Here is a 19,888-nt window from a genome sequence, read left to right on the forward strand (position 1 = left end):
CGTATTGGTCCTGTCAGACAGAAACCAGTTTTCCGTCTCGCAAATCCAACGCATCCGGTGCCAGTTCGGCGCGGAAGGCCGGGGAATGGCTGACAAGAAGGATCGCTTGCGGCAATGCCCGGAGGATTTCCAGCAGCCGGGCCTCGTTCCGTGGGTCCAGCGCGTTGGTAGGCTCATCAAGCAGCAGAACCTCGGGCTCCATCGCCAGAACGGTCGCCAGCGTAACCAGCCGTTTTTCACCCCCTGACAACTTGTGGGTGATGCGGTTCTTCAGATGCATCAGGTCCAGATCACCCAACACGTTTTCTACGATGGCTAGCGCTTCGTCGCGCGTTCTGCCAAGGTTGAGCGGGCCAAAGGCGATATCCTCGGCGACGGTCGGGCAGAACAGTTGATCATCCGCATCCTGAAACACAAGCCCCACCCGGCGGCGAACGTCGTGAAAATCAGCCTCATGCACCCTTTGCTGACCAAAGATCCTGACCGTGCCGGACTGTGCGCGCTGCAAGCCAAGCGTAATGCGCAGCAAGGTCGATTTTCCTGCCCCGTTCGGGCCCGTCAGCGACAGGCGTTGACCAGCGGACAGGCTGAGGCTGGCACCGTCAAGAACGGGTGGCTGACCGGCGTAGGCAAAGCGGATTTCTTCAAGCGCAATCAGTGTCATGCCAAATCCAGTATGATCAGACCCGCGCAAAGAGCACCAAGACCTGCGGCAAAAACGATGTCCCTTCGGGTCAGGGTAAAGTCCTGAAGCAACAGCATACGGCCTGAAAAACCCCGGCATTTCATCGCATCAAGAATGCGTTCGGATCTTTCGATCGCGCGCACCAGCATCATGCCCACGAGATAGCCAAAGCTGCGATAGGTGTGCCAGTTTGTTGCCGGGCGAAAGCCGCGCACTTTCATGGCCGCGCGCAGGCGCAGGTATTCTTCCCGCAGAACCTCGATATATCGGATGGTGAACATCAAAAGGTGAACCAGCTTTTCGGGGCAGCGCAGGCGGTGCAGGGCGTGGCCAAGCGTGACCGGCTCCATCGTGCCGACCAGCACCATAAGGGACAGGATGACCGCGTTGGCCGTCAAGGCGATCTCGACCGCTTTCCAGAAGCCCTGCCAGCTTGCGGGAAACCCCCAGAGCGTAAACATCGGGTCGCCGGGCATGGAGAATGGCAACAACACCAGCATGAACAGGATGAACCCGTCCATCATGGCCATGCGTTTCAATGTCTTCCGCCAGGGCAGACGCGACGCGGCAAGAAGCGAAAGGGACACCGCCAGAGCCGCGCACAGCGCTGTCAGCGAGGACACCGCCACTGTCACCACCGCGAAGACAACCGCCATAACGATCCGCATCCTAGGATCAAGCGGGTTGATCGCGCCGCGCCGCTGCGCGCCCGCTTTGACCAGCGTGCTTTCCTGTTGTCCCAGAACATGCGCCATCAGGCCGCCAGCTTGCGGCGTGCCGCAAAGTAAAAGCCCAGACCAAACAGACCGACAATATATCCGATCCCGCCCAGAACAGTTTGCAGATCATTTTGTTCGCGGTAAGCCGCGATTTCCCGACGCAGCGGGCGCAGCTCATCCCGCACGGCTCTGGCAATGACCTGTTGTTGTTCAGTGCTGAGCACCGCCGCTGTCTGGGCAGGTGCGTTTGTTGGCGGGGTATCAGGTTCCGCTTCAACGCCCATGATCCGGGCGACATCCGCAGCGGGCATGGTGACCTCGGCCACATGTCCGGCACCAAGGTTTGCAAAGAATGTATGGGCCACCGGCGCGTTTGGCGTGTAGATAAAAAACCCGTCTGCATCTGTTACGATACGGCCCAGCTCGGCTCCGTCCGGGCCGTTGACGATGACCTCGGCCCCGCTTGCCATGTCACCATTGGAAAAGCCGATTTCGCCTTCGATGGCGTCACCGGATTTAAACACTCCGGCTATGACCTTATGCGCCAAGGCAGGTAGGGGTGCGCAGCACAGCGCCAGAATGATTGCCAGATACCTCATGCGACCGCTCGTTTGACAAACAGCTCGGGCTTGACCTTGCGCGCCAGCAAAACCGCGAACCCGGTCAGGATCGCCTCAATCGCCATGACAGGAATATGTGCAAAGAAAACAATCTTAGCCGCAGGCAGGAAGGCATCCCCGGACAAGGCCAGTGAAAACGCAACCATGCCGGTTGTGGCGGCAATGGCAAAGGCACCGCCGACCCCGCCCCATATCGCACCTTGCAGCGGTGAGCCGTGGGCGATCAGGCGGCCAAAGATCAGCCCGGCCAGAACCGCGGGCAACGCGATGTTCAGGGTGTTGATCCCCAATACCGTCAACCCGCCAAAGCCAAAGAAGACGGCCTGCAGCAAAAGCCCGACGAACAGGGCCGGGAATGCGGCCCAGCCCAGCAAAAGCCCGGCCATTCCGTTGAGGATCAGATGCACTGACGAAGGGCCAATCGGCACATGGATCAGCGATGCCACGAAAAAGCTGGCAGACAGCACCCCCGCAGTGGGGATGCGATCAAGATCCAGCGACCTGAGGCCCATGGCAATTCCACCCGCAGCAGCGACGGCTCCGCCGATCACGACCGGGTTGGACAAGGCTCCGTCAACGATGTGCATCTACGGTTACTCCAAATCCCAGGCGCGGATCCAGATGACCGCGTCCTGGCTTAGTTCTTTGCCGTTGTGTTTGGTCACGGGACCGGCGCCGAGTGCGGCAAATCCCCAATATCCGGCTTTTGGAACGCCAAACGTGAAATACCCGTTATCATCCGAAGTTGCGACCAATGCACCACCCGGCATCGGCGAGACCGACGGGGCGGAAGCGGCCGCGCTTTCCATGTCCGGTTCTGCGGCCATGTACTCGATCTCGATCTCGGCACCCGCAACCGGTTGGCCTTCGGCCATAACCCGACCTGTAAACGTCGAACCCGCGATGATGTTGGTTGGTTTGTTGAGCGGGATGATCTCAACCGGCAGGCCCACCGGGTTCATCCAGTCGGTCGGCAGTTCATTGCGGTTCAGGAATGCCTTGGCGATCTGCTGGATATAGATATCCTCGGATTCCTCATAATAGGGCTGGGGAACAGTCACCAACACATAGTCGCCCGACCGTTTGACGGGAACATAACCCTTGAATGCCGCGCCTTCGTTTTCGCCGCCGGTGAAACGTACGGGTTCCAGGGTATCCAGCAGATCGGTTTTCTGACCGTTGTGGATCACGTAGAATTCCTGCGGCTTGTCCAGATCCATGACATGCCCGTTCGAGAACGGATGCCAAAAGATCAGCTTGACCGGAACATTCCCCGGTGCGTCGATCATGGTGTCAGCGGTGTATTCCAGCAGGAAATGCGCATTTGCCATCGCTGGAAGCGCCATCGCCACAGCGGCTGCGGAAAGCAGCTTGGTCATCAATAGTCGTCCTTGTCCCATCGCACCAACCCCGGTACGAGATGCGTTTTGACTGCGGGGACGTCCAAGCTAAGCTGCTTTTTCAAGCATCCTGCTCCGACGCACATCCCGTCGCCGATTAGGAGTGCCCTTGTCAAAGGCACATGTCCGGCAGGTATCCTGACTTGCGGGTCAAAGCGTTGGGCTGGCCTTCCCGGATTAACACCAGTGGCACTTCAGCCCTGCTCGCCGCTTACAGTTGCGGGTGCAGTTGCGGAATTGGGCCAAAGCCCGCACCGCATTCCCTATTGATTCCAGAGCACGCCCCGGAACCGGACATGCCGAGCGGCTTGCCAGACTTCTTCGGCATCCGTCAACGATCAATTGCGCTGGCTGTCAAAAAGTTTAGCGGGCGATGCCCTTTTTCCGACGGATCCGCTTTGGATGCAGGTCAGGGTTTTTCGGGAATGAACCTACCCTTCGAGCAGGTATCTTTCCGACAATGGCAAACTGGCCGCCCCCAATGAGCGGGCATCCGGGCCTGCCGTCCCCGCCAACACCAAAGGCCGTTCCAGCCCGGTCAGGTTCAGGTCGGATAGTTCGACCTCAACCAGTTCCACCAGCCGCGCCTTAATGCCTGCGGGCATCCAGCCATCAATCTTGACACATTCGAAGTCGATCAGGCTGCAAGATGAGACTGTGGCATGGGCGATCCCGTGCGCCGCTTGTTTCAGCCAGTTCTCAAGGTGGGTTTTCGGTACGTCCCAATGCTGTGTCGTTTCCCAAATTGAACCGGCTGTTGCGGCATTCTCACCTGTCGCGCGCTCCAGTACATAAAGACTGGCGACATCTATCAACGGTTTCACTCCGCCTGCGTCGTCCGGCACAGGCAATGGACCAAGCGCACCGGCATTTCCCCGCCCCGAAAAGATGGAGCCGTTCAGAACCACCCCGCCCCCAATGAAGAAGCCCACATAAAAATACAGGAAATCTCGTGGGCCTTCCGCCGGGCCAAAGACCAGCTCGGCACCGCAGGCGGCCGTTGCGTCGTTCTGTAGGAATACCGGCAAGTCATAGCTTGAGGCCAGTGCGCCTTTCAGGTCCGCGTCACGCCACGGATCCATTTTCTCCTGCGGAACCTGCAATGTCTGCGCCCAGTCCCAAAGGTAGAACGGCATCGCAATCCCAAGACCCGCGATCCTGCCGCGCGCTTCGGGCGACAGCGACGTCATCACTTTGTCGAGGCTTTCCTTGGAAAAGCTCAATGTCGCCTCGGGCGTCGGAAAATCATAAGTCCGCCGCTCACGGTGCCTGACATTGCCAAGGAAATCCGTCAGCACCAGCTCGGTACTGCGCCGCCCGACTTTGAGCCCAAAGAAATACGCGCCATCCGGATTCAGGCGCATGGGAACCGAGGGCTGCCCGACTTTTCCCCGGATCGGTTCGCCCCGCAGAAGCAGCCCATCGGTTTCCAACTGGCGCATGATGACCGAAACCGTCTGTGCCGACAGCCCGGTCATCCGCGCGATCTCAGATTTTGCAAGGGCCTGATGGCGCCGGACCAGTGACAGGACAAGCCGTTCATTTCGGGCCCGCATTCCGCTTTGATTGGTGCCGCGCATGTCTGGCTCGCGTACGCCAGCGGTATTGTCCAAAGAGTTGTTTGCAGACACGGCCATCCCCTTCGTGACGACAATGTTGAAACCCTTCCTTTCTGTCAATAATAAATAAGAGTGATTTATTTATTGACTCAAAATTCGAATCTTGTGATGGTTTTCACGTTCGATCGGGCCGGATTTCGCCCGATCAGACGTATGCCCTGACGGGCATTGGGAAAACTGGGAGGACTACCGATGAAACTTGCGAAACTTGCAGGCGCTACGGCGCTGGCGGTTACGGCCATGGCAAGCAGTGCAATGGCCGAAGGTGAAACCGTTTGCCTGATCACCAAGACGGATACCAACCCTTTCTTTGTCAAAATGAGAGAGGGTGCGACCGCCAAAGCCGAAGAGCTTGGCATGACGCTGAAGGCCTTTGCCGGCAAAGTCGACGGCGACCACGAAACTCAGGTTCAGGCCATCGAAACCTGCATTCTGGATGGCGCAAAGGGTATCCTGCTGACCGCGTCGGATACGTCGTCCATCGTTCCGGCGGTGCAGCAGGCCCGCGATGCCGGGCTGCTGGTGATTGCGCTGGACACCCCGCTTGAGCCTATCGACTCGGCCGACGCGACCTTTGCCACCGACAATTTCCTTGCGGGGCTTCTGATCGGACAATGGGCAAAAGCCACTCTGGGAGATGCGGCAAACGACGCCAAAATCGCCACGTTGGACCTTGCGGTCAGCCAGCCCACTGTGGATGTGCTTCGCAATCAGGGGTTCCTGCAGGGGTTCGGTGTTGATCTGGCCGATCCGAACGTGATTGGCGATGAAGACGACCCGCGTCTTGTTGGCAGCGATGTCACCGCTGGCAACGAAGAAGGCGGCCGCCGCGCGATGGAGAACCTGCTGGCCAAAGACCCGATGATCAACGTGGTGCATACCATCAACGAACCGGCGGCAGCGGGTGCTTACGAGGCGCTCAAGGCTATCGGGCGCGAAAATGACGTGCTGATCGTTTCCGTCGATGGCGGCTGCCCCGGCGTGCAGAACGTGGCGGACGGGGTCATCGGCGCAACATCCCAGCAATACCCGCTGCTGATGGCATCGCTGGGCGTTGAGGCTGTCAAGAAATGGGCGGACGAAGGGACGAAACCCGAGAACACACCCGGTAAGGACTTTTTTGACACTGGCGTGGCGCTTGTGACGGATAAGGCCGCCGACGGCGTCGAGTCCATCTCGGTTCAGGAAGGCATGGACCTCTGCTGGGGTTAAGCTGAACGTGTGGAAGGCCGCTGCGCGGCCTTCCACTTATCAAAACCACCCACACGCCCGAAACCTTGCTAAAGTCGTCATAAACCTGACGCTTTGGGGGAAGTTCCATGTCCGATTCTTCACGACAAGCCGACGATTTCGAAACCGCCGCAAAGGGCAGCCCAGAGCAAGTTGCCGAATTTGACGATCACCAACGCGGATTTGTCGGAACGGTTCAGCATTTTCTGCATGTGAACCCGTCGCTGGTCCCGCTGATCGTCCTTGTCGCTGCAATCGTCATCTTTGGTGTCTTGCTGGGCCCCAAGTTCTTTTCGCCCTTTGCGCTGACATTGATCCTGCAACAGGTTCAGATCGTCGGGATCGTGGCCGCGGCGCAGAGCCTTGTGATCCTGACCGCAGGCATCGACCTGAGTGTTGGGGCCATCATGGTGATGTCGTCGGTTGTGATGGGGCAATTCACTTTCCGCTATGGAATGCCGCCTTCGGTTGCGATTGTGTGCGGCCTTGCTGTTGGCTCGGCAATCGGGGCCTTGAACGGGTTTCTGGTCAGTCGCATCAAGCTGCCGCCTTTCATCGTCACCCTTGGCATGTGGCAGATCGTTCTTGCGGCGAATTTTCTTTATTCACAAAACGAAACGATCCGGTCGCAGGAGATCGAGGAACACGCCGCCATCCTGCAACTGTTTGGTGCCAAGTTTAACCTGGGCGGGGCGGTGTTTACCGTTGGTGTTGTCTTCATGCTGGCGCTGATCCTCGTCCTTGCATACGCGTTGCGGCACACGGCCTGGGGCAGGCATGTTTATGCCGTCGGGGATGACCCCGAAGCGGCAGAGCTGTCCGGTGTCAACGTACACCGCACGCTGATATCCGTGTACATGCTGTCCGGACTGATCTGTGCCTTCGCGGGCTGGGCCCTGATTGGCCGGATCGGGTCGGTTTCGCCAACCTCGGGCCAGCTGGCCAATATCGAAAGTATCACGGCGGTCGTGATCGGGGGGATATCTCTGTTTGGCGGCCGCGGGTCTATTCTGGGGTCCCTGTTCGGTGCCCTGATCGTGGGCGTCTTTACGCTTGGGCTGCGGTTGCTGGGCGCGGATGCGCAATGGACGTTCCTGCTGATCGGCATCCTTATCATCGCAGCGGTCGCGGTCGACCAGTGGATCAGAAAGGTAGCAGCCTGATGGAACCCATTCTCAAAGGACGGAACCTTGTGAAACGCTACGGCAAGGTGACTGCGCTGGATCACTGCGATTTTGACCTGATGCCGGGTGAGATTCTGGCGGTGATCGGCGACAATGGCGCGGGTAAGTCGACGCTGATCAAGGCAGTGTCCGGCGCAGTGACGCCAGACGAAGGCGATGTTTGGCTGGAAGGTCAAAAGGTGAATTTCCATTCCCCGATCGACGCGCGTGAAGCCGGTATTGAAACCGTCTACCAGACGCTTGCCATGTCCCCTGCCCTGTCGATTGCGGACAATATGTTCATGGGGCGGGAAATTCGGCGAAAGGGGCCATTGGGATCATGGCTTCGAATGCTAGACCGTCCGGCAATGGAAAAGTTCGCCCGCGAAAAGCTGAGCGAACTGGGTCTGATGACCATCCAGAATATCAATCAGGCCGTCGAAACCCTGTCGGGTGGACAGCGCCAGGGCGTTGCCGTGGCACGCGCGGCGGCATTCGGATCCAAGGTCATCATTCTGGACGAACCGACAGCAGCACTGGGCGTAAAGGAAAGCCGCAGAGTCCTTGAACTGATCCAGGATGTGAAATCACGCGGCATTCCGATCATCCTGATCAGCCACAACATGCCTCATGTTTTCGAAGTCGCAGACCGGATTCACGTGCACAGGCTGGGAAAACGCCTGTGTGTGATTGACCCCAAGGACTATTCGATGTCCGACGCCGTAGCATTCATGACCGGGGCCAAGGACGCACCGCCCGAGGATCAGGCTGCATGACCGGTGGCAGCACCGCCCCTGACGTTCTGGCCGACAGCATCGTCGACGCCCTTGAGGCGCTGCCGCCGGCCCGACACCGGCAACTTGTCGCGATTGCCGGCCCGCCCGGATCCGGGAAAAGCACCGTTGCCAGCCTTGCCACAGCCAAGCTGAACCGGCGCGGTGTGTCAGCAGGGCTTGTGCCAATGGACGGTTTTCACTTTGACAACGCGATCCTGAAGGAACGCGGGCTTTTCGCCCGCAAGGGCGCGCCGGAAACCTTCGATCTTGCCGGGTTTCGTGCCTTGCTTGTGCGTTTGCGCACCGAAGATGAAGTTGCAATTCCGGGCTTCGACCGAAAGCTTGATCTGGCAATCGCTGCCCGATCAATGATCTCGCCTGATCAGCGGGTCATTCTGGTTGAAGGCAATTACCTTTTGCTGGATGAACCGGGCTGGTCGGGCCTTCACTCCCTATGGGCGCTCAAGGTGTTTCTGGGCGTCGATCTTGCAACACTGGAAACCCGGCTCACCGACCGTTGGGTTGGGTTTGGGCTGGACAAACAGGCCGCAAGAGAGCGGGCGCTTTCAAACGACATTCCGAATGCCGAGCGGGTGATCCGGAACTCGGTACAAGGCGACCTGAACCTGTGACATCTTAGGGCAGGTCAGTCAGAGCGCCCGTGTCACCTGTCTAGTAGGTGGGCGGAACAAGACCGGCCTGAAACCACTTCACGAAAGACACGATAGAAAACACGGGCAGCCCTGTGGCGCGCTGAATATCGGGCGCGTAGGGGCACATATTCGTGCATTCCAGCACGATCGCGCCAAGATCGGTGTGTTCCGATGTCAGGGCCATTGCGGCTTCGACATTGTCTTTGCGGGCCTTTTCCACATCAAGACCAAGCTCATTTCCAAGGATTGCGCGGGTGAACTCCGCCCCGCCTTCGGTTGTGCCGATAGGCGTGTCCAATGGAACATTGGCGGCCAGCAAGTGATCTTGGGTCAGAGTGGAGGCTGATATGGTCAGAACCCCGGCGCGTTTTCCCGCCGGCAGGATGCGGTTGACCATTTCAACCTGCATCAGGGACGATGTGGCCACCGGAACCGGGACCGCCTGGGCCAGCTCTTTTTGGAACAGCGACAGAAACCCGCAATTGGTGGTAATCCCGTCCACACCATCTTTGACAAGCTCCTGCGCCGCGTCGATGAACACGTCGAGCATGCCTTCGGCTTTGTGCCGTACCACCCGATCCGGCGAGGCATCACGCACAATGCGGTAGTGAACCGGAAAGGGCCAGGTCTGCGCGTTGCCCATATCGCCGGGAATGCGGGGAAAGCGGGCATCCAGCATCAGAATGCCGACAGACGCACCGTAGATGGATTTTCCGCCCTGCGCGATCATCCCTCAACCTCCTCGATGATACGGGTCGAAATATCGTCCGACCCTTCCATGTAGATGTTCGAAATCCCGTGACGCACGGCATCCTGCACCTGATCCATACGCTTGGAGATATGTGCAGCCAGAACCCGTGCCGCCTCATCCGCGTTCCGGTCCATCAAAGCCTGCATGACGCGTTTGTGTTCGTCCTTTGAGCGTTGCACGCGGTCCAGGCTCATGGAAATCCAACGGATATAGCGGATACGGTCGTTGATCCGCGTCAGGGTTTGCAACAGTTCCATATTCCCCGACAGCTTCGCGATACCCAAATGAAACGCCTCATCCCGGTTGACGGCTTCTTCGACAGTCAGACCGGTGATGTCGATGCCCGTTGCGTAAAGCTCGTCCCGCAACAGCTGCAGGTCTTCGTCCGATGCCTTGGCACAGGCCGCACGCGCCGCCGCTGTTTCGATGATCTGGCGCAGTTCGAACAGGTCGAACACGCTTTGCGCGTCCAGCGGGCGGCAGAAAAAGCCTTGTCCGGGGCGGAAGTCGAAAAGCCGTTCGGCAACCAGACGGTTCAACGCCTCGCGCAGCGGGGTGCGGCTGACGCCCAGATCCCTGGACAACGCCACTTCGTTCAGGCGGTCGCCGGGGCGCAGGCGAAACGAAACCGCCATCGCCTTGACCTGATCATAGATATCATCGACGCGCGGACCAGCCATTACCCCTGCCCTTCTTCGTTTGAATCACAGGTGCCACACGTTGAGCTTGAAATCAATATACAAAACTGTATACAGTCCTGAGCACAGGTTTGACACAAGGGACTCGCGACCATGACAGGGACAAATTTTCTGACCGGAGCCGAAGCTATGGTGCGTATGCTTGAAGCGCATGGTGTGACGCATATGTTTGGCCTGTGCGGCGATACCACTTTACCCTTTTATGATGCCCTTGCCCGGATGGATCACGGCATTCAGCACATCCTGACACGGGACGAGAGGCACGCGGCCTATATGGCGGATGGCTATGCCCGCGTCACCGGCAAGCCCGGCGTGTGCGAGGGCCCGTCCGGCGGTGGTGCGACCTATATCTTGCCCGGAGTGGTCGAGGCCAACGAAAGCTCGGTTCCGATATTGGCAATCACGTCGGATGTGGCGACGACCAGCCGCGGTAAATACCCGTTGACCGAACTGGATCAGCCTGCGCTGTTCCGGCCTCTGGCCAAATGGAACACATCCCTCGACGACGCAGCGCGGCTTCCGGCCATGGTTCGGGCCGCCTTCAGGGCGATGACGACCGGCACGCCCGGTGCGACGCATCTGGCGCTGCCGTTTGACACGCAGAAGGGGCAGGTAGACGAGGCTGAAATCTGGGCGGATGACAGGCACCGCAGCTATCCCGCTGAACGGGCCGCACCTGACCCGGACACCATCGAAGCAGCGGCTGCCATTCTTGCAGGGGCCAAATCCGCGGTTGCGGTCTGTGGTGGCGGGCCGGTCTTGTCCCGGGCGACCGATGCGCTGCGCCGGGTTGCAGGCCTGCTGGACATGCCCGTGGCCACAACCGTGTCGGGTCAGGGGTCCATTGCCGAGACCGACCCGCTGGCCCTGGGCGTTGTCGGGTCGAACGGGGGCATCCCGGCAACCCGCGCAGTCGTGGACCAGGCCGATGTCGTTTTGTTCATTGGCTGCCGCGCCGGTTCGGTCACAACGGAACGGTGGCGAAGCCCCGGGCGCAGCACCACGATCATCCATATCGACAGCGATCCGATGGTGATCGGCGCCAATTACCAGACCGAAGTGGCGATCTGCGCCGATGCCCGGCTGGCGCTGGAGGCTTTGGCGCAAGCACTGGAAGACCGGCAGGGCCTGACCAGCCAAGGCGGAACAGCCAAGGCCCGCGCCGCATGGGAGGCCAAGAGGACCGCGTTCGCCCCCCTGGCCGCAAGTCGCGAGACACCGATCCGGCCCGAGGCTGTCATGGCGTCCCTGATGGACATTCTGGATGACGACGCGATTGTCGTCGCCGACCCCGGCACCCCCTGCCCCTATTTCAGCGCATATTACCGCTGGCGGAAACCGGGGCGCCATTTCATCACCAACCGGGCACATGGGGCGCTGGGGTATTCGCTGGGCGCGGCCATGGGGGCACATGTCGGGCGGCCATCGGTTAAAACCCTGTCGGTCATGGGCGATGGCTCGTTCGGGTTCACCTGCGGCGAGTTTGAAACGATGGTCCGGCACAATATGCCAATCACTTCGATCGTCTTCTCGAACTCAGTCTTCGGATGGATCAAGGCTGGCCAGAAAGCGGGATTTGGTCAGCGCTATTACAATGTTGATTTCAACCGGACAGACCACGCCGCTGTTGCGGCGGCCTTTGGCGTCAAATCCTGGACCGTCAAAGACCCCGAGGATCTGACGCGCGTGCTGAAACAGGCGATTGAGCATGACGGCCCAACACTTGTCGACATTCACTCACAGCCGCTTCACGAAGCGGCCGCACCGGTCTCGGAATGGGTCGCGTAAGCGGCAATTGACGGGGTCAACTGGGCCAGAAATTCCTGCGCAATCGTGGACAGAGGGCGTCCCTTTGCCGTGATGATCGCAAGATCCAGCATGACTGGCGGCGCAAATGGGCGGGTCAGATACCCGCTCTCGTCGTCAAAGGTCACGGTAAAGGGGTCGATCATCGCGACCCCCATACCCTGTTTTACAAAGCTCAGCAGGTTTTCGGAAAGATGGGTGTGTATCTGGGTGCGCCATGTGTGACCGGATGTCTGAAAGATGTCGCGGGTCCGGCGATGGGTCTGATGTTCCGGCCCCATTACGATGAAGGGTTCGTTTTCCAATATCTCTGGCGTCAGAACGTCGTGCTCGGCCAAGGGACTGCCCTCAGGAAAAGTCGCGAGCGTTTCAAACTGAAACTCCTGATAGTTCAGTGTGTCATGCAGAATGGGCATCTCGACAATACCGATTTCAAACAGGCCCGAGATGACCCATTCCTGAATCTTGGATGAATATTGCGACTGAAAGCTGACAGACAGGTTGGGGCGCGTTTTGGCAAACCGCGCGATCTCGCGGGGCATGAAACCAAAGGACAACAGGTGCGGCGCGGCAACCTGCAACTGTCCGGGATGTTTGTTTTGCAAATCGGTCACGGCCTGCGCCACGTGGTCCAGCCCGCGCACGACCGTGTCGACCTCGCGAAATAGCATCTCGGCCTCAGGGGTTGGCAGCAATCGGCCTTTTGTCCGTTCAAACAGAGGCAGACGCGCTTCGCGTTCAAGCTGTGCCAGAAGGTTGCTGATGCCGGGTTGCGATATCCCAAGAACCGAGGCCGCGCCGGTCACAGTTCCGGTTTCCATTATGGCATGAAAAGCCTGAAGTTGGCGAAAGCGCAGGGACAACGATAATCTCATCACTTTTTCTGATGAACTTACGAAAATATAGTATTTGAAATGATAGTCCGGTCAAGGCAGGCTTTCCCCATCGACAGGGGGCGAAATGAGCAATCTGGCACAGAAAATCATCGGCTATGACCTGTGGCACCTTGAACTGCTGGTCACATCCCGTCGGGATCACGGCATCGGATCGGTTGAAGGCGTTTGCGAAGTCGTCATCCTGCGCCTGACATCCGAGGATGGCACCCAAGGGTATGGCGAGGCGTCGCCCTGGTCGGTATTCACCGGAACACCCGAAGCGAGTTTTGCGGCGCTGAACCGTTATCTGCGCCCTCACGTTCTTGGGGCATGCGTTGGGGATCGGGCCGCAATCATGGCACGTGCGGCTTACGCGGTGGCACATTGCACCGAAGCCAAGGCCGCGCTGGAAACCGCGCTGTTGGATCTGTCAGGCCGGATCAGCGATGTTCCGGTCTGGTCCTTGTTGGGTGGTCGCTTCCGCGACAGCATTCCGCTGAGTTGTTCCATCGCAAACCCCGACTTTGCCCAGGACATCGAACTATTGGCACGCCTGCGTGAGGATGGTGTTCGGATTGTCAAACTCAAGACCGGGTTCAAGGATCACGCCTTCGACATCATGCGGCTGGAGTACCTTGCCCAGAACTACCCGGAGCTCTCGGTCCGCGTGGACTATAATCAAGGGCTCAGCATTGATGATGCGCCATCGCAGGTGCGGGACGTCGCTCAGTTCAAACCGGATTTCATTGAACAACCTGTCCGCGCCCATCAGTTTGGCATGATGGCAAAGCTGCGGCAGATGACGGATGTTCCCCTTCTGGCCGACGAAAGCGTCTTTGGCCCCGAAGACATGGAGCGCGCGGCACGCGAAGGGATCTGCGACGGGGTTTCGGTGAAGATCATGAAGTCAGGCGGCCCGACCCGCGGGCAGACGGTTGCGCGCATCGCTGCGGCCCATGGCCTGACGGCCTATGGAGGTGACATGTTCGAGGCTGGCCTGGCCCATTTGGCGGGCACGCACATGATTGCCGCGACACCGGAAATCTCTCTGGGCTGTGAGTTTTATCAGGCGTCCTATTTCCTGAAAGAGGACATTCTGGAGCAGCCATTTCAGGTCAAGGACGGTCAGGTTTGCGTGCCTCAAGGCCCCGGACTTGGCGGAAGACCCGATCTGACCAAACTGAATCATTATGCGGTTGCCAAGGCGGTGACAGAATGACGGAAAAGAAAACCATAGCCATCATAGGGGCCGGAATTGTCGGCGTTTCGACTGCGGTTTGGCTGCAGCGGGATGGTCACAATGTGATCCTGATCGACAAGGCAGGCCCTGCCGAAGGTACCTCGCACGGGAATGGCGGGGTATTGGCCTCGTGTTCGATCGTACCGGTAACAGTCCCCGGATTGTTGGGAAAAGCACCGAAGATGCTGATGAGCCCCTCGCAACCGTTGTTCCTGAAATGGGGGTATTTACCAAAGCTTCTTCCGTGGCTTTGGAAATACCTCAGACATGCAAACGCCGCCGACGTCGAGAGGATCGCCGCAGCACTGACATCCATCGTTGGCGACAGTCTGAATGATCACAAGGCGCTGGCGGCCGGAACGGGGGCGGAAAAGTGGCTGGTTCCTTCAGATTACCTGTTTCTTTACAGGGATCGCGCACATTTTGAGGAAGATGCCTTTGGTTGGGATATCCGGCGCAGGAACGGGTTTCAGTGGGACGAATTGGAAGGTCACGCCTTCCATGAATATGACCCGGTTTACAGTCAGGGCATCGGATTTGCCGCCCGGCTTTCGGATCATGGCCACATCACCGACCCCGGCCGGTACGTGAAAGACCTTGCCGCGCATGTTGAGGCGAACGGCGGTCGCTTCATACGCGCAAATGTCGAAGATGTGGTTCGGGAAAACGGACATGTCACCGGTGTTCGGGCCGGTGGCGAGACAATTGCTTGTGACGCAGCCGTCGTGACGGCCGGGATCTGGTCGGGCCCATTGGCAAAGCGCTTGGGAGTTTCTGTTCCTCTTGAAAGCGAACGTGGTTATCATCTTGAATTGGTAGAGCCTTCCGCGATGCCGCGCAGCCCGGTTATGGTTGTCTCGGGCAAGTTCGTTGCGACACCGATGGATGGGCGCATTCGCCTGGCGGGCATTGTCGAGTTCGGAGGGCTGGATGCGCCGCCCTCGCGCGCACCATTCGAGTTGATGCGCAAAAATGCCCGGGTGGCGTTCCCGGGCGTGACATGGAAGGAGGAAGTGGAATGGATGGGGCACAGGCCCGCCCCGGCTGACTCGATCCCGGTCATTGGCGATGTGCCCGGTATCAAAGGGGCCTACATGGGCTTTGGGCATCACCATATCGGCCTGACAGGCGGGCCAAAAACCGGGCGCCTTCTGGCGCAGATGATTGCGGGCAGAACGCCAAATGTCGACATGAGCGTCTACGCGCCGTCACGATACGCAAAATAACAAACAAACCGGTGAAAAACGCCGGTGTTTCCAAATTCAACAGGGAGAAGAATGATGAAGAAACTGACGAACCTTCTGGCGGCAACTGCGCTGACTGCCACCGCTGCTGCACCCGCCATGGCCGAAAAATGGGACATGCCGATGGCCTATTCGGCGTCAAACTTCCACTCGGCCACGGGTGCGGAATTTGCCAAATGCGTCACCACCGGCACCGGTGGTGAGATCGAAATCGTCACGCACCCGTCCGGATCGCTGTTCAAGGGCGCCGACATCAAACGCGCGATCCAGACCGGACAAGCCCCGATCGGTGAGCGGTTGCTGTCCGGACATCAGAACGAAAACGCATTGTTCGGGTTTGATTCCATCCCGTTTCTTGCAACTTCATTCGACGACAGCGCCAAGCTTTGGGAAGCGGCCAAACCTTCGATCGAAGGCCTGCTGGCCGAACAAAACCTGACACTGCTTTATGCAGTGCCGTGGCCGCCGCAGGGTCTTTATTTCAAAAACGAGGTGAACTCGGTCGCCGAGATGAAGGGTATCAAGTTCCGCTCGTACAACAACGCCACTTCGCGGCTGGCCGAGTTGACCGGGATGCTGCCGGTCACCATCGAAGCGGCTGAAATCAGCCAGGCTTTTGCAACCGGGGTCGCGGATTCAATGATATCGTCGGGTTCGACCGGATATGACCGCAAGGTTTGGGAAAGCCTGAACTATTTCTACGAGGTCGACGCCTGGCTGCCGCGCAACTACGTGATGGTCAATTCCGACGTCTGGTCTGGTGTGTCCGATGCCAACAAGAACGTCATCAAAGGCTGTGCGGAACTGGCGGAATATGCCGGGAACTGGCGCGCCAAGGAATACACCGGCTTTACGTTGCAAGGCCTGCGGGATGGCGGCATGACCGTCGGCCCGGCATCGGATCAGATGGTGCAGGAATTGAAAGAGATTGGCGTGACCATGACCAATGAATGGCTGGAGGCCGCTGGGGACGAAGGCAAGGCCATCGTCGACGCCTTCAATTCGTCGCAGTAATCCTTTCGGAACGGGCGGTGGCATATCCTGCCGCCCGTTTCACATCCAATCAGAACACAGCGGGGACGGCATGGCGGTTTTGCGAGGGCTTCGGTCCGTATTGGATTTCATTTATCTGGCGGCAGGGGTTCTGGCGGCACTCAGCCTGATTGCCATATTGCTGCTGATCGTAGTGCAGATGCTGGCCCGCTGGACCGGCGAAGTGTTTCCCGGCGCACCGGATTATGCCGGTTATGCGATGGCTGCCGCCTCTTTTCTGGCTTTTGCCAACGCGCTGAACCGGGGCAGTCACATCCGTGTATCGATCCTGCTGAACGCAGTGCCGGACGGGGTGCGGCGCATTCTTGAAGTCTGGTGCTTTGCCATTGGCACGGCTGTCATGTGGTATTTCTGCTGGTATGCCTATCGCTTTGTCTACTGGAGCTGGAAATTCAACGATGTCAGCCAGGGGCAGGATAGAACCGCCCTTTGGATCCCTCAATCGGCGATGCTGATCGGTGCCGTGATCCTTGCCATCGCCCTGACGGATCATCTGATCCATGTCCTGTTCCGCGGTGAACATCGCATCATCCGCGATCTGGCCGATCAGAGTCACGGAGAGTAAGCGCATGGAAAACCTGGCCGTTATCATCCTCTTCCTCTTTGTGCTTTTTACCCTGTTGGGCACCGGTGTGTGGGTCGGACTGGCCCTGATGGGGGTTGCCTGGGTCGGGATGGAGCTGTTCACGACACGCCCCGTGGGTGACGTCATGATCACGACCATCTGGTCGGCATCGTCCTCGTGGACCCTGACCGCCCTGCCGATGTTCATCTGGATGGGCGAGATCCTGTACCGAACGCGATTGTCCGAGGACATGTTCAAGGGACTGTCGCCCTGGATGGCCCCCCTGCCCGGTGGTCTGGTGCATACGAATATCGTTGGATGTACTGTCTTTGCCGCTGTCTCGGGGTCATCGGCGGCAACCCTGACGACCGTCGGAAAGATGTCGATCCCCGAGTTGCGCAAACGCAATTACCCCGAACGGATGATCATCGGCACGTTGACCGGTGCCGCGACGTTGGGGCTGATGATCCCGCCCTCGCTGACCCTGATTGTGTACGGGGTGACGATCAATGAATCGATCACCAAGCTGTTCTTTGCCGGTATCCTCCCCGGTCTTGTTCTTGCGGCGATGTTCATGGGCTATGTCGCGCTGTATTCCAAGCTGGGAAAGGACTGGAACCCGAATGACGAAAGCAAGCTGAGCTTTTCCGAGAAAGTCAAAAACTCACGCTTTCTGCTGCCTGTGATCCTGCTGATCACAGTTGTCATCGGCTCGATGTATCTGGGCTATGCCACCGCGACCGAAGCCGCGGCTTTCGGCGTGATCGGGGGGCTTTTGCTGGCCGCCGGTCAAGGGTCGCTGACTTGGAAGACCTTTACCGAAAGCCTGATGGGGGCCACGCGCACCAGCGCGATGATCGCCCTGATCCTTGCGGGGGCGGCCTTTTTGTCGCTGTCGATGGGGTTCACCGGCCTGCCGCGCGGACTGGCCGACCTGATCGCAGGATGGGACCTGACTCGGTTCGAGCTGCTGATGGTGTTGCTGGTTTTCTACATCATTCTGGGATGCTTTCTGGACGGGATATCCTCGGTCGTGCTCACCATGGCCGTGGTTGAACCGATGATCCGTGACGCCGGGATCGACCTGATCTGGTTCGGCATCTTCATCGTGGTTGTTGTCGAGATGGCACAGATCACACCGCCGATCGGGTTCAACCTGTTCGTGATGCAAGGCATGACAAACCACGAGATGAGCTACATCGCACGCGCCGCGATCCCGATGTTCCTGATCATGGTATTGATGGTTTTCATCCTCATCTGGTTCCCGGATCTGGCGACCTGGCTGCCGGAAAATCTGCGCCAAAGCCCGGGCGGGTAGAACGGTCTTGAACCCGCTTCATCTGGCGGCGCGCCATGGCCCTCATGTACTGATCGCCGGGCTGGCGGCTGGCCTTCTGCTGCCGTCCCTGGCCGAGCCGATGCGAAACCTTCTGCCGCCACTGGTCGTGTTGTTGCTGTTCGTCACGGTCCTCAGGATGAACCCGGAAACCATTCTCGGGTCGCTGAGTGATCTGCAGAAGGTTGCATTCACAGTCATCGGGTTTCAATTCGTGATACCGCTGATCGTGCTGGCCATCGGGTTTGCGGGAGGATGGACTGGAACGCCTGTCCTTTTGTCCCTGCTGATCATGGCCTCGGCCCCGTCCATTTCAGGCAGTCCCAATATGTGCCTGATGATGGGCCATCCGCCTGAACACGCGATGCGGCTGATGGTAGTGGGTACAGCCCTGTTGCCGCTGACCGCGTTGCCCGTATTTCTGCTCATGCCCGAACTGGGGGATATTCAATCTGTCTTGCAGGCCGGGTTGCAATTGCTGCTGACCATCGTACTTGCAACCGGGGCTGCCATTATCACCCGGCGCACAGTTCTGCGCGCACCCTCACCCGCGACGCTGCTGAATTTGGAAGGGCTGGGAACACTTACCTTGGCTGTGTTTGTCATCGGGCTGATGCCTTCGGTCAGTGCCACGGCCCTGAACAACCCAGCCATTGCAGCCTTCTGGATCGCGCTCGCCTGTCTGGCCAATTTCGGGGCACAAGCTGTTGCATTTCACCTGAGCCGAAACCGGCTGCCCGCAGACAAATCGACCGCGATATCGATCATCGCGGGAAACCGGAACATCGCCATATTCTTTGTCGCCCTGCCACCCGATGTCACCGCCCCGATCATGGCCTTCATCGGCGCGTATCAGATCCCGATGTACCTGACGCCCATGATCATGCAGCGCCTTTATGGCAAGAACAACTACCCCTCGTAACGGCATCTGCACTTCGGAGCACCTTGCGGGTCTTACGTGCAATCCCGGATCACAAAGTGCTTCGTCGTTTCCTCAATGACTTCCCAATAGCCGCGAAACCCGTTCGGGATCAGAAAACTTGCCCCGTCGCGAAAATCCTGTCGGGTGCCGTCTTCGTGGATCAAAGCGCAATGGCCTTTGACAATATAGCAATATTCGTCTTTGTCCGTGAACGCATGCCATTTTCCGGGCGTCGAGGTCCATGTGCCCGCCGACAACTTGCCATCCGGACTGGTAAAATGCATCCCGATCTGGTGATGCGGATCGCCTTCGACAACGCGGCCCGGAAGATCGGCCAGACGCCGTTCGCTGCGTGTTGCGGGCGCACCGAAGAGATTGAGAACCTGAGATGTCATGACATCATACCCTCCTGCTGAGCGTGTGTTTCAAAACAGCACGACCCCCCTCTGCGCGTTGATGGCCCCTTTTGTGATGCGGGGGTCGTTGCCTTCGCTGAGGGCGATTATGGGACGGGTGGCCGGAGCGTTTTGCCG

21 protein-coding genes and 1 riboswitch are annotated in these 19,888 nt (G+C 58.8%); of the genes, 11 read left to right on the forward strand and 10 right to left on the reverse strand.

Going from position 1 to position 19,888, the window contains the following annotated elements; genetic code table 11:
* Positions 1-13: 13 nt before the first annotated feature.
* The 6 genes from ACR0AD_RS19870 to ACR0AD_RS19895 all read right to left on the reverse strand — a co-directional run bounded on the left by ACR0AD_RS19870 (position 14) and on the right by ACR0AD_RS19895 (position 5,061).
* Positions 14-664 (reverse strand): energy-coupling factor ABC transporter ATP-binding protein, encoded by a 651-nt coding sequence (locus tag ACR0AD_RS19870; protein ID WP_480489230.1) that lies wholly within the window; start codon positions 662-664, stop codon positions 14-16.
* Positions 661-1,440, reverse strand: coding sequence for a cobalt ECF transporter T component CbiQ (gene cbiQ, locus ACR0AD_RS19875; protein WP_480489232.1), 780 nt, complete (start codon positions 1,438-1,440; stop codon positions 661-663). The genes ACR0AD_RS19870 and cbiQ overlap by 4 nt, the downstream gene beginning before the upstream one ends.
* On the reverse strand, positions 1,440-2,003 hold the full coding sequence (locus tag ACR0AD_RS19880) for a cobalt ABC transporter permease (protein WP_480489234.1): 564 nt from the start codon (positions 2,001-2,003) through the stop codon (positions 1,440-1,442). The genes cbiQ and ACR0AD_RS19880 overlap by 1 nt, the downstream gene beginning before the upstream one ends.
* Entirely contained in the window at positions 2,000-2,611 is a 612-nt protein-coding gene (cbiM, locus tag ACR0AD_RS19885; protein ID WP_480489236.1) for a cobalt transporter CbiM, read from the reverse strand. Before cbiM ends, ACR0AD_RS19880 begins: the two co-directional genes overlap by 4 nt.
* Positions 2,612-2,617: 6 nt before the next feature.
* Positions 2,618-3,403, reverse strand: coding sequence for a DUF4198 domain-containing protein (locus ACR0AD_RS19890; RefSeq protein WP_480489238.1), 786 nt, complete (start codon positions 3,401-3,403; stop codon positions 2,618-2,620).
* A gap of 132 nt (positions 3,404-3,535) precedes the next feature.
* A riboswitch (cobalamin riboswitch) is annotated at positions 3,536-3,734 on the reverse strand.
* Positions 3,735-3,855: 121 nt separating this feature from the next.
* Positions 3,856-5,061, reverse strand: a complete 1,206-nt coding sequence (locus ACR0AD_RS19895; RefSeq protein ID WP_480489240.1) for an ROK family transcriptional regulator — start codon at positions 5,059-5,061, stop codon at positions 3,856-3,858.
* A gap of 174 nt (positions 5,062-5,235) precedes the next feature.
* Here ACR0AD_RS19895 and ACR0AD_RS19900 point away from each other — a divergent pair, with 174 nt between their 5' ends.
* The 4 genes from ACR0AD_RS19900 to ACR0AD_RS19915 all read left to right on the forward strand — a co-directional run bounded on the left by ACR0AD_RS19900 (position 5,236) and on the right by ACR0AD_RS19915 (position 8,844).
* Complete coding sequence (locus tag ACR0AD_RS19900) at positions 5,236-6,255, forward strand: substrate-binding domain-containing protein (RefSeq protein WP_480489243.1); 1,020 nt, start codon at positions 5,236-5,238, stop codon at positions 6,253-6,255.
* A 107-nt stretch (positions 6,256-6,362) separates the two neighbouring features.
* Complete coding sequence (locus tag ACR0AD_RS19905) at positions 6,363-7,436, forward strand: ABC transporter permease (protein ID WP_480489245.1); 1,074 nt, start codon at positions 6,363-6,365, stop codon at positions 7,434-7,436.
* On the forward strand, positions 7,436-8,212 hold the full coding sequence (locus ACR0AD_RS19910) for an ATP-binding cassette domain-containing protein (RefSeq protein ID WP_480484881.1): 777 nt from the start codon (positions 7,436-7,438) through the stop codon (positions 8,210-8,212). The genes ACR0AD_RS19905 and ACR0AD_RS19910 overlap by 1 nt, the downstream gene beginning before the upstream one ends.
* Positions 8,209-8,844: a nucleoside/nucleotide kinase family protein gene (locus ACR0AD_RS19915; protein WP_480489247.1), complete on the forward strand. Its 636-nt coding sequence runs from the start codon at positions 8,209-8,211 to the stop codon at positions 8,842-8,844. The genes ACR0AD_RS19910 and ACR0AD_RS19915 overlap by 4 nt, the downstream gene beginning before the upstream one ends.
* A gap of 40 nt (positions 8,845-8,884) precedes the next feature.
* Here the strand turns inward: ACR0AD_RS19915 and ACR0AD_RS19920 are convergent, their stop codons facing one another.
* Positions 8,885-9,595, reverse strand: a complete 711-nt coding sequence (locus tag ACR0AD_RS19920) for an aspartate/glutamate racemase family protein (protein ID WP_480484883.1) — start codon at positions 9,593-9,595, stop codon at positions 8,885-8,887.
* Positions 9,592-10,296: a GntR family transcriptional regulator gene (locus ACR0AD_RS19925; protein WP_267365469.1), complete on the reverse strand. Its 705-nt coding sequence runs from the start codon at positions 10,294-10,296 to the stop codon at positions 9,592-9,594. The genes ACR0AD_RS19920 and ACR0AD_RS19925 overlap by 4 nt, the downstream gene beginning before the upstream one ends.
* A gap of 111 nt (positions 10,297-10,407) precedes the next feature.
* On the opposite strand from ACR0AD_RS19925, the gene ACR0AD_RS19930 reads away from it, so the two are divergent.
* Positions 10,408-12,102: a thiamine pyrophosphate-binding protein gene (locus ACR0AD_RS19930; RefSeq protein WP_480489249.1), complete on the forward strand. Its 1,695-nt coding sequence runs from the start codon at positions 10,408-10,410 to the stop codon at positions 12,100-12,102.
* Here the strand turns inward: ACR0AD_RS19930 and ACR0AD_RS19935 are convergent.
* Entirely contained in the window at positions 12,063-12,983 is a 921-nt protein-coding gene (locus ACR0AD_RS19935) for a LysR family transcriptional regulator (protein ID WP_480484886.1), read from the reverse strand. The two genes, ACR0AD_RS19930 and ACR0AD_RS19935, sit on opposite strands and share 40 nt — an antisense overlap.
* 97 nt (positions 12,984-13,080) lie before the next feature.
* Between ACR0AD_RS19935 and ACR0AD_RS19940 the strand changes: the two genes are divergently transcribed.
* The 6 genes from ACR0AD_RS19940 to ACR0AD_RS19965 all read left to right on the forward strand — a co-directional run bounded on the left by ACR0AD_RS19940 (position 13,081) and on the right by ACR0AD_RS19965 (position 19,355).
* Positions 13,081-14,214, forward strand: a complete 1,134-nt coding sequence (locus ACR0AD_RS19940) for an enolase C-terminal domain-like protein (protein WP_480489251.1) — start codon at positions 13,081-13,083, stop codon at positions 14,212-14,214.
* Positions 14,211-15,461: an NAD(P)/FAD-dependent oxidoreductase gene (locus tag ACR0AD_RS19945; protein ID WP_480489253.1), complete on the forward strand. Its 1,251-nt coding sequence runs from the start codon at positions 14,211-14,213 to the stop codon at positions 15,459-15,461. The genes ACR0AD_RS19940 and ACR0AD_RS19945 overlap by 4 nt, the downstream gene beginning before the upstream one ends.
* Positions 15,462-15,515: 54 nt before the next feature.
* The gene (locus tag ACR0AD_RS19950; RefSeq protein ID WP_480489255.1) at positions 15,516-16,493 is read left to right on the forward strand and encodes a TRAP transporter substrate-binding protein; all 978 of its coding nucleotides are present in this window, start codon (positions 15,516-15,518) and stop codon (positions 16,491-16,493) included.
* A 70-nt stretch (positions 16,494-16,563) separates the two neighbouring features.
* Positions 16,564-17,097: a TRAP transporter small permease gene (locus ACR0AD_RS19955; protein WP_480489257.1), complete on the forward strand. Its 534-nt coding sequence runs from the start codon at positions 16,564-16,566 to the stop codon at positions 17,095-17,097.
* Between the two features lie 4 nt (positions 17,098-17,101).
* Positions 17,102-18,415, forward strand: a complete 1,314-nt coding sequence (locus ACR0AD_RS19960) for a TRAP transporter large permease (RefSeq protein WP_480489259.1) — start codon at positions 17,102-17,104, stop codon at positions 18,413-18,415.
* A gap of 7 nt (positions 18,416-18,422) precedes the next feature.
* On the forward strand, positions 18,423-19,355 hold the full coding sequence (locus ACR0AD_RS19965) for a hypothetical protein (protein ID WP_480489261.1): 933 nt from the start codon (positions 18,423-18,425) through the stop codon (positions 19,353-19,355).
* 32 nt (positions 19,356-19,387) lie between these two features.
* Here ACR0AD_RS19965 and ACR0AD_RS19970 read toward each other — a convergent pair whose 3' ends face one another.
* Positions 19,388-19,750 carry a cupin domain-containing protein gene (locus ACR0AD_RS19970; RefSeq protein WP_480484893.1) on the reverse strand — a complete coding sequence of 121 codons (363 nt, stop codon included), beginning with the start codon at positions 19,748-19,750 and terminating at the stop codon, positions 19,388-19,390.
* Between the last annotated feature and the right edge of the window lie 138 nt (positions 19,751-19,888).

This window comes from Ruegeria sp. BH8 (assembly GCF_056538065.1).

Coding starts and splice junctions, on each gene's coding strand:
- ACR0AD_RS19870 (WP_480489230.1), bottom strand. CDS start 664: ATGACACTGATTGCGCTTGAAGAAATCCGCTTTGCCTACGCCGGTCAG.
- cbiQ (WP_480489232.1), bottom strand. CDS start 1,440: ATGGCGCATGTTCTGGGACAACAGGAAAGCACGCTGGTCAAAGCGGGC.
- ACR0AD_RS19880 (WP_480489234.1), bottom strand. CDS start 2,003: ATGAGGTATCTGGCAATCATTCTGGCGCTGTGCTGCGCACCCCTACCT.
- cbiM (WP_480489236.1), bottom strand. CDS start 2,611: ATGCACATCGTTGACGGAGCCTTGTCCAACCCGGTCGTGATCGGCGGA.
- ACR0AD_RS19890 (WP_480489238.1), bottom strand. CDS start 3,403: ATGACCAAGCTGCTTTCCGCAGCCGCTGTGGCGATGGCGCTTCCAGCG.
- ACR0AD_RS19895 (WP_480489240.1), bottom strand. CDS start 5,061: ATGGCCGTGTCTGCAAACAACTCTTTGGACAATACCGCTGGCGTACGC.
- ACR0AD_RS19900 (WP_480489243.1), top strand. CDS start 5,236: ATGAAACTTGCGAAACTTGCAGGCGCTACGGCGCTGGCGGTTACGGCC.
- ACR0AD_RS19905 (WP_480489245.1), top strand. CDS start 6,363: ATGTCCGATTCTTCACGACAAGCCGACGATTTCGAAACCGCCGCAAAG.
- ACR0AD_RS19910 (WP_480484881.1), top strand. CDS start 7,436: ATGGAACCCATTCTCAAAGGACGGAACCTTGTGAAACGCTACGGCAAG.
- ACR0AD_RS19915 (WP_480489247.1), top strand. CDS start 8,209: ATGACCGGTGGCAGCACCGCCCCTGACGTTCTGGCCGACAGCATCGTC.
- ACR0AD_RS19920 (WP_480484883.1), bottom strand. CDS start 9,595: ATGATCGCGCAGGGCGGAAAATCCATCTACGGTGCGTCTGTCGGCATT.
- ACR0AD_RS19925 (WP_267365469.1), bottom strand. CDS start 10,296: ATGGCTGGTCCGCGCGTCGATGATATCTATGATCAGGTCAAGGCGATG.
- ACR0AD_RS19930 (WP_480489249.1), top strand. CDS start 10,408: ATGACAGGGACAAATTTTCTGACCGGAGCCGAAGCTATGGTGCGTATG.
- ACR0AD_RS19940 (WP_480489251.1), top strand. CDS start 13,081: ATGAGCAATCTGGCACAGAAAATCATCGGCTATGACCTGTGGCACCTT.
- ACR0AD_RS19945 (WP_480489253.1), top strand. CDS start 14,211: ATGACGGAAAAGAAAACCATAGCCATCATAGGGGCCGGAATTGTCGGC.
- ACR0AD_RS19950 (WP_480489255.1), top strand. CDS start 15,516: ATGAAGAAACTGACGAACCTTCTGGCGGCAACTGCGCTGACTGCCACC.
- ACR0AD_RS19955 (WP_480489257.1), top strand. CDS start 16,564: ATGGCGGTTTTGCGAGGGCTTCGGTCCGTATTGGATTTCATTTATCTG.
- ACR0AD_RS19960 (WP_480489259.1), top strand. CDS start 17,102: ATGGAAAACCTGGCCGTTATCATCCTCTTCCTCTTTGTGCTTTTTACC.
- ACR0AD_RS19970 (WP_480484893.1), bottom strand. CDS start 19,750: ATGACATCTCAGGTTCTCAATCTCTTCGGTGCGCCCGCAACACGCAGC.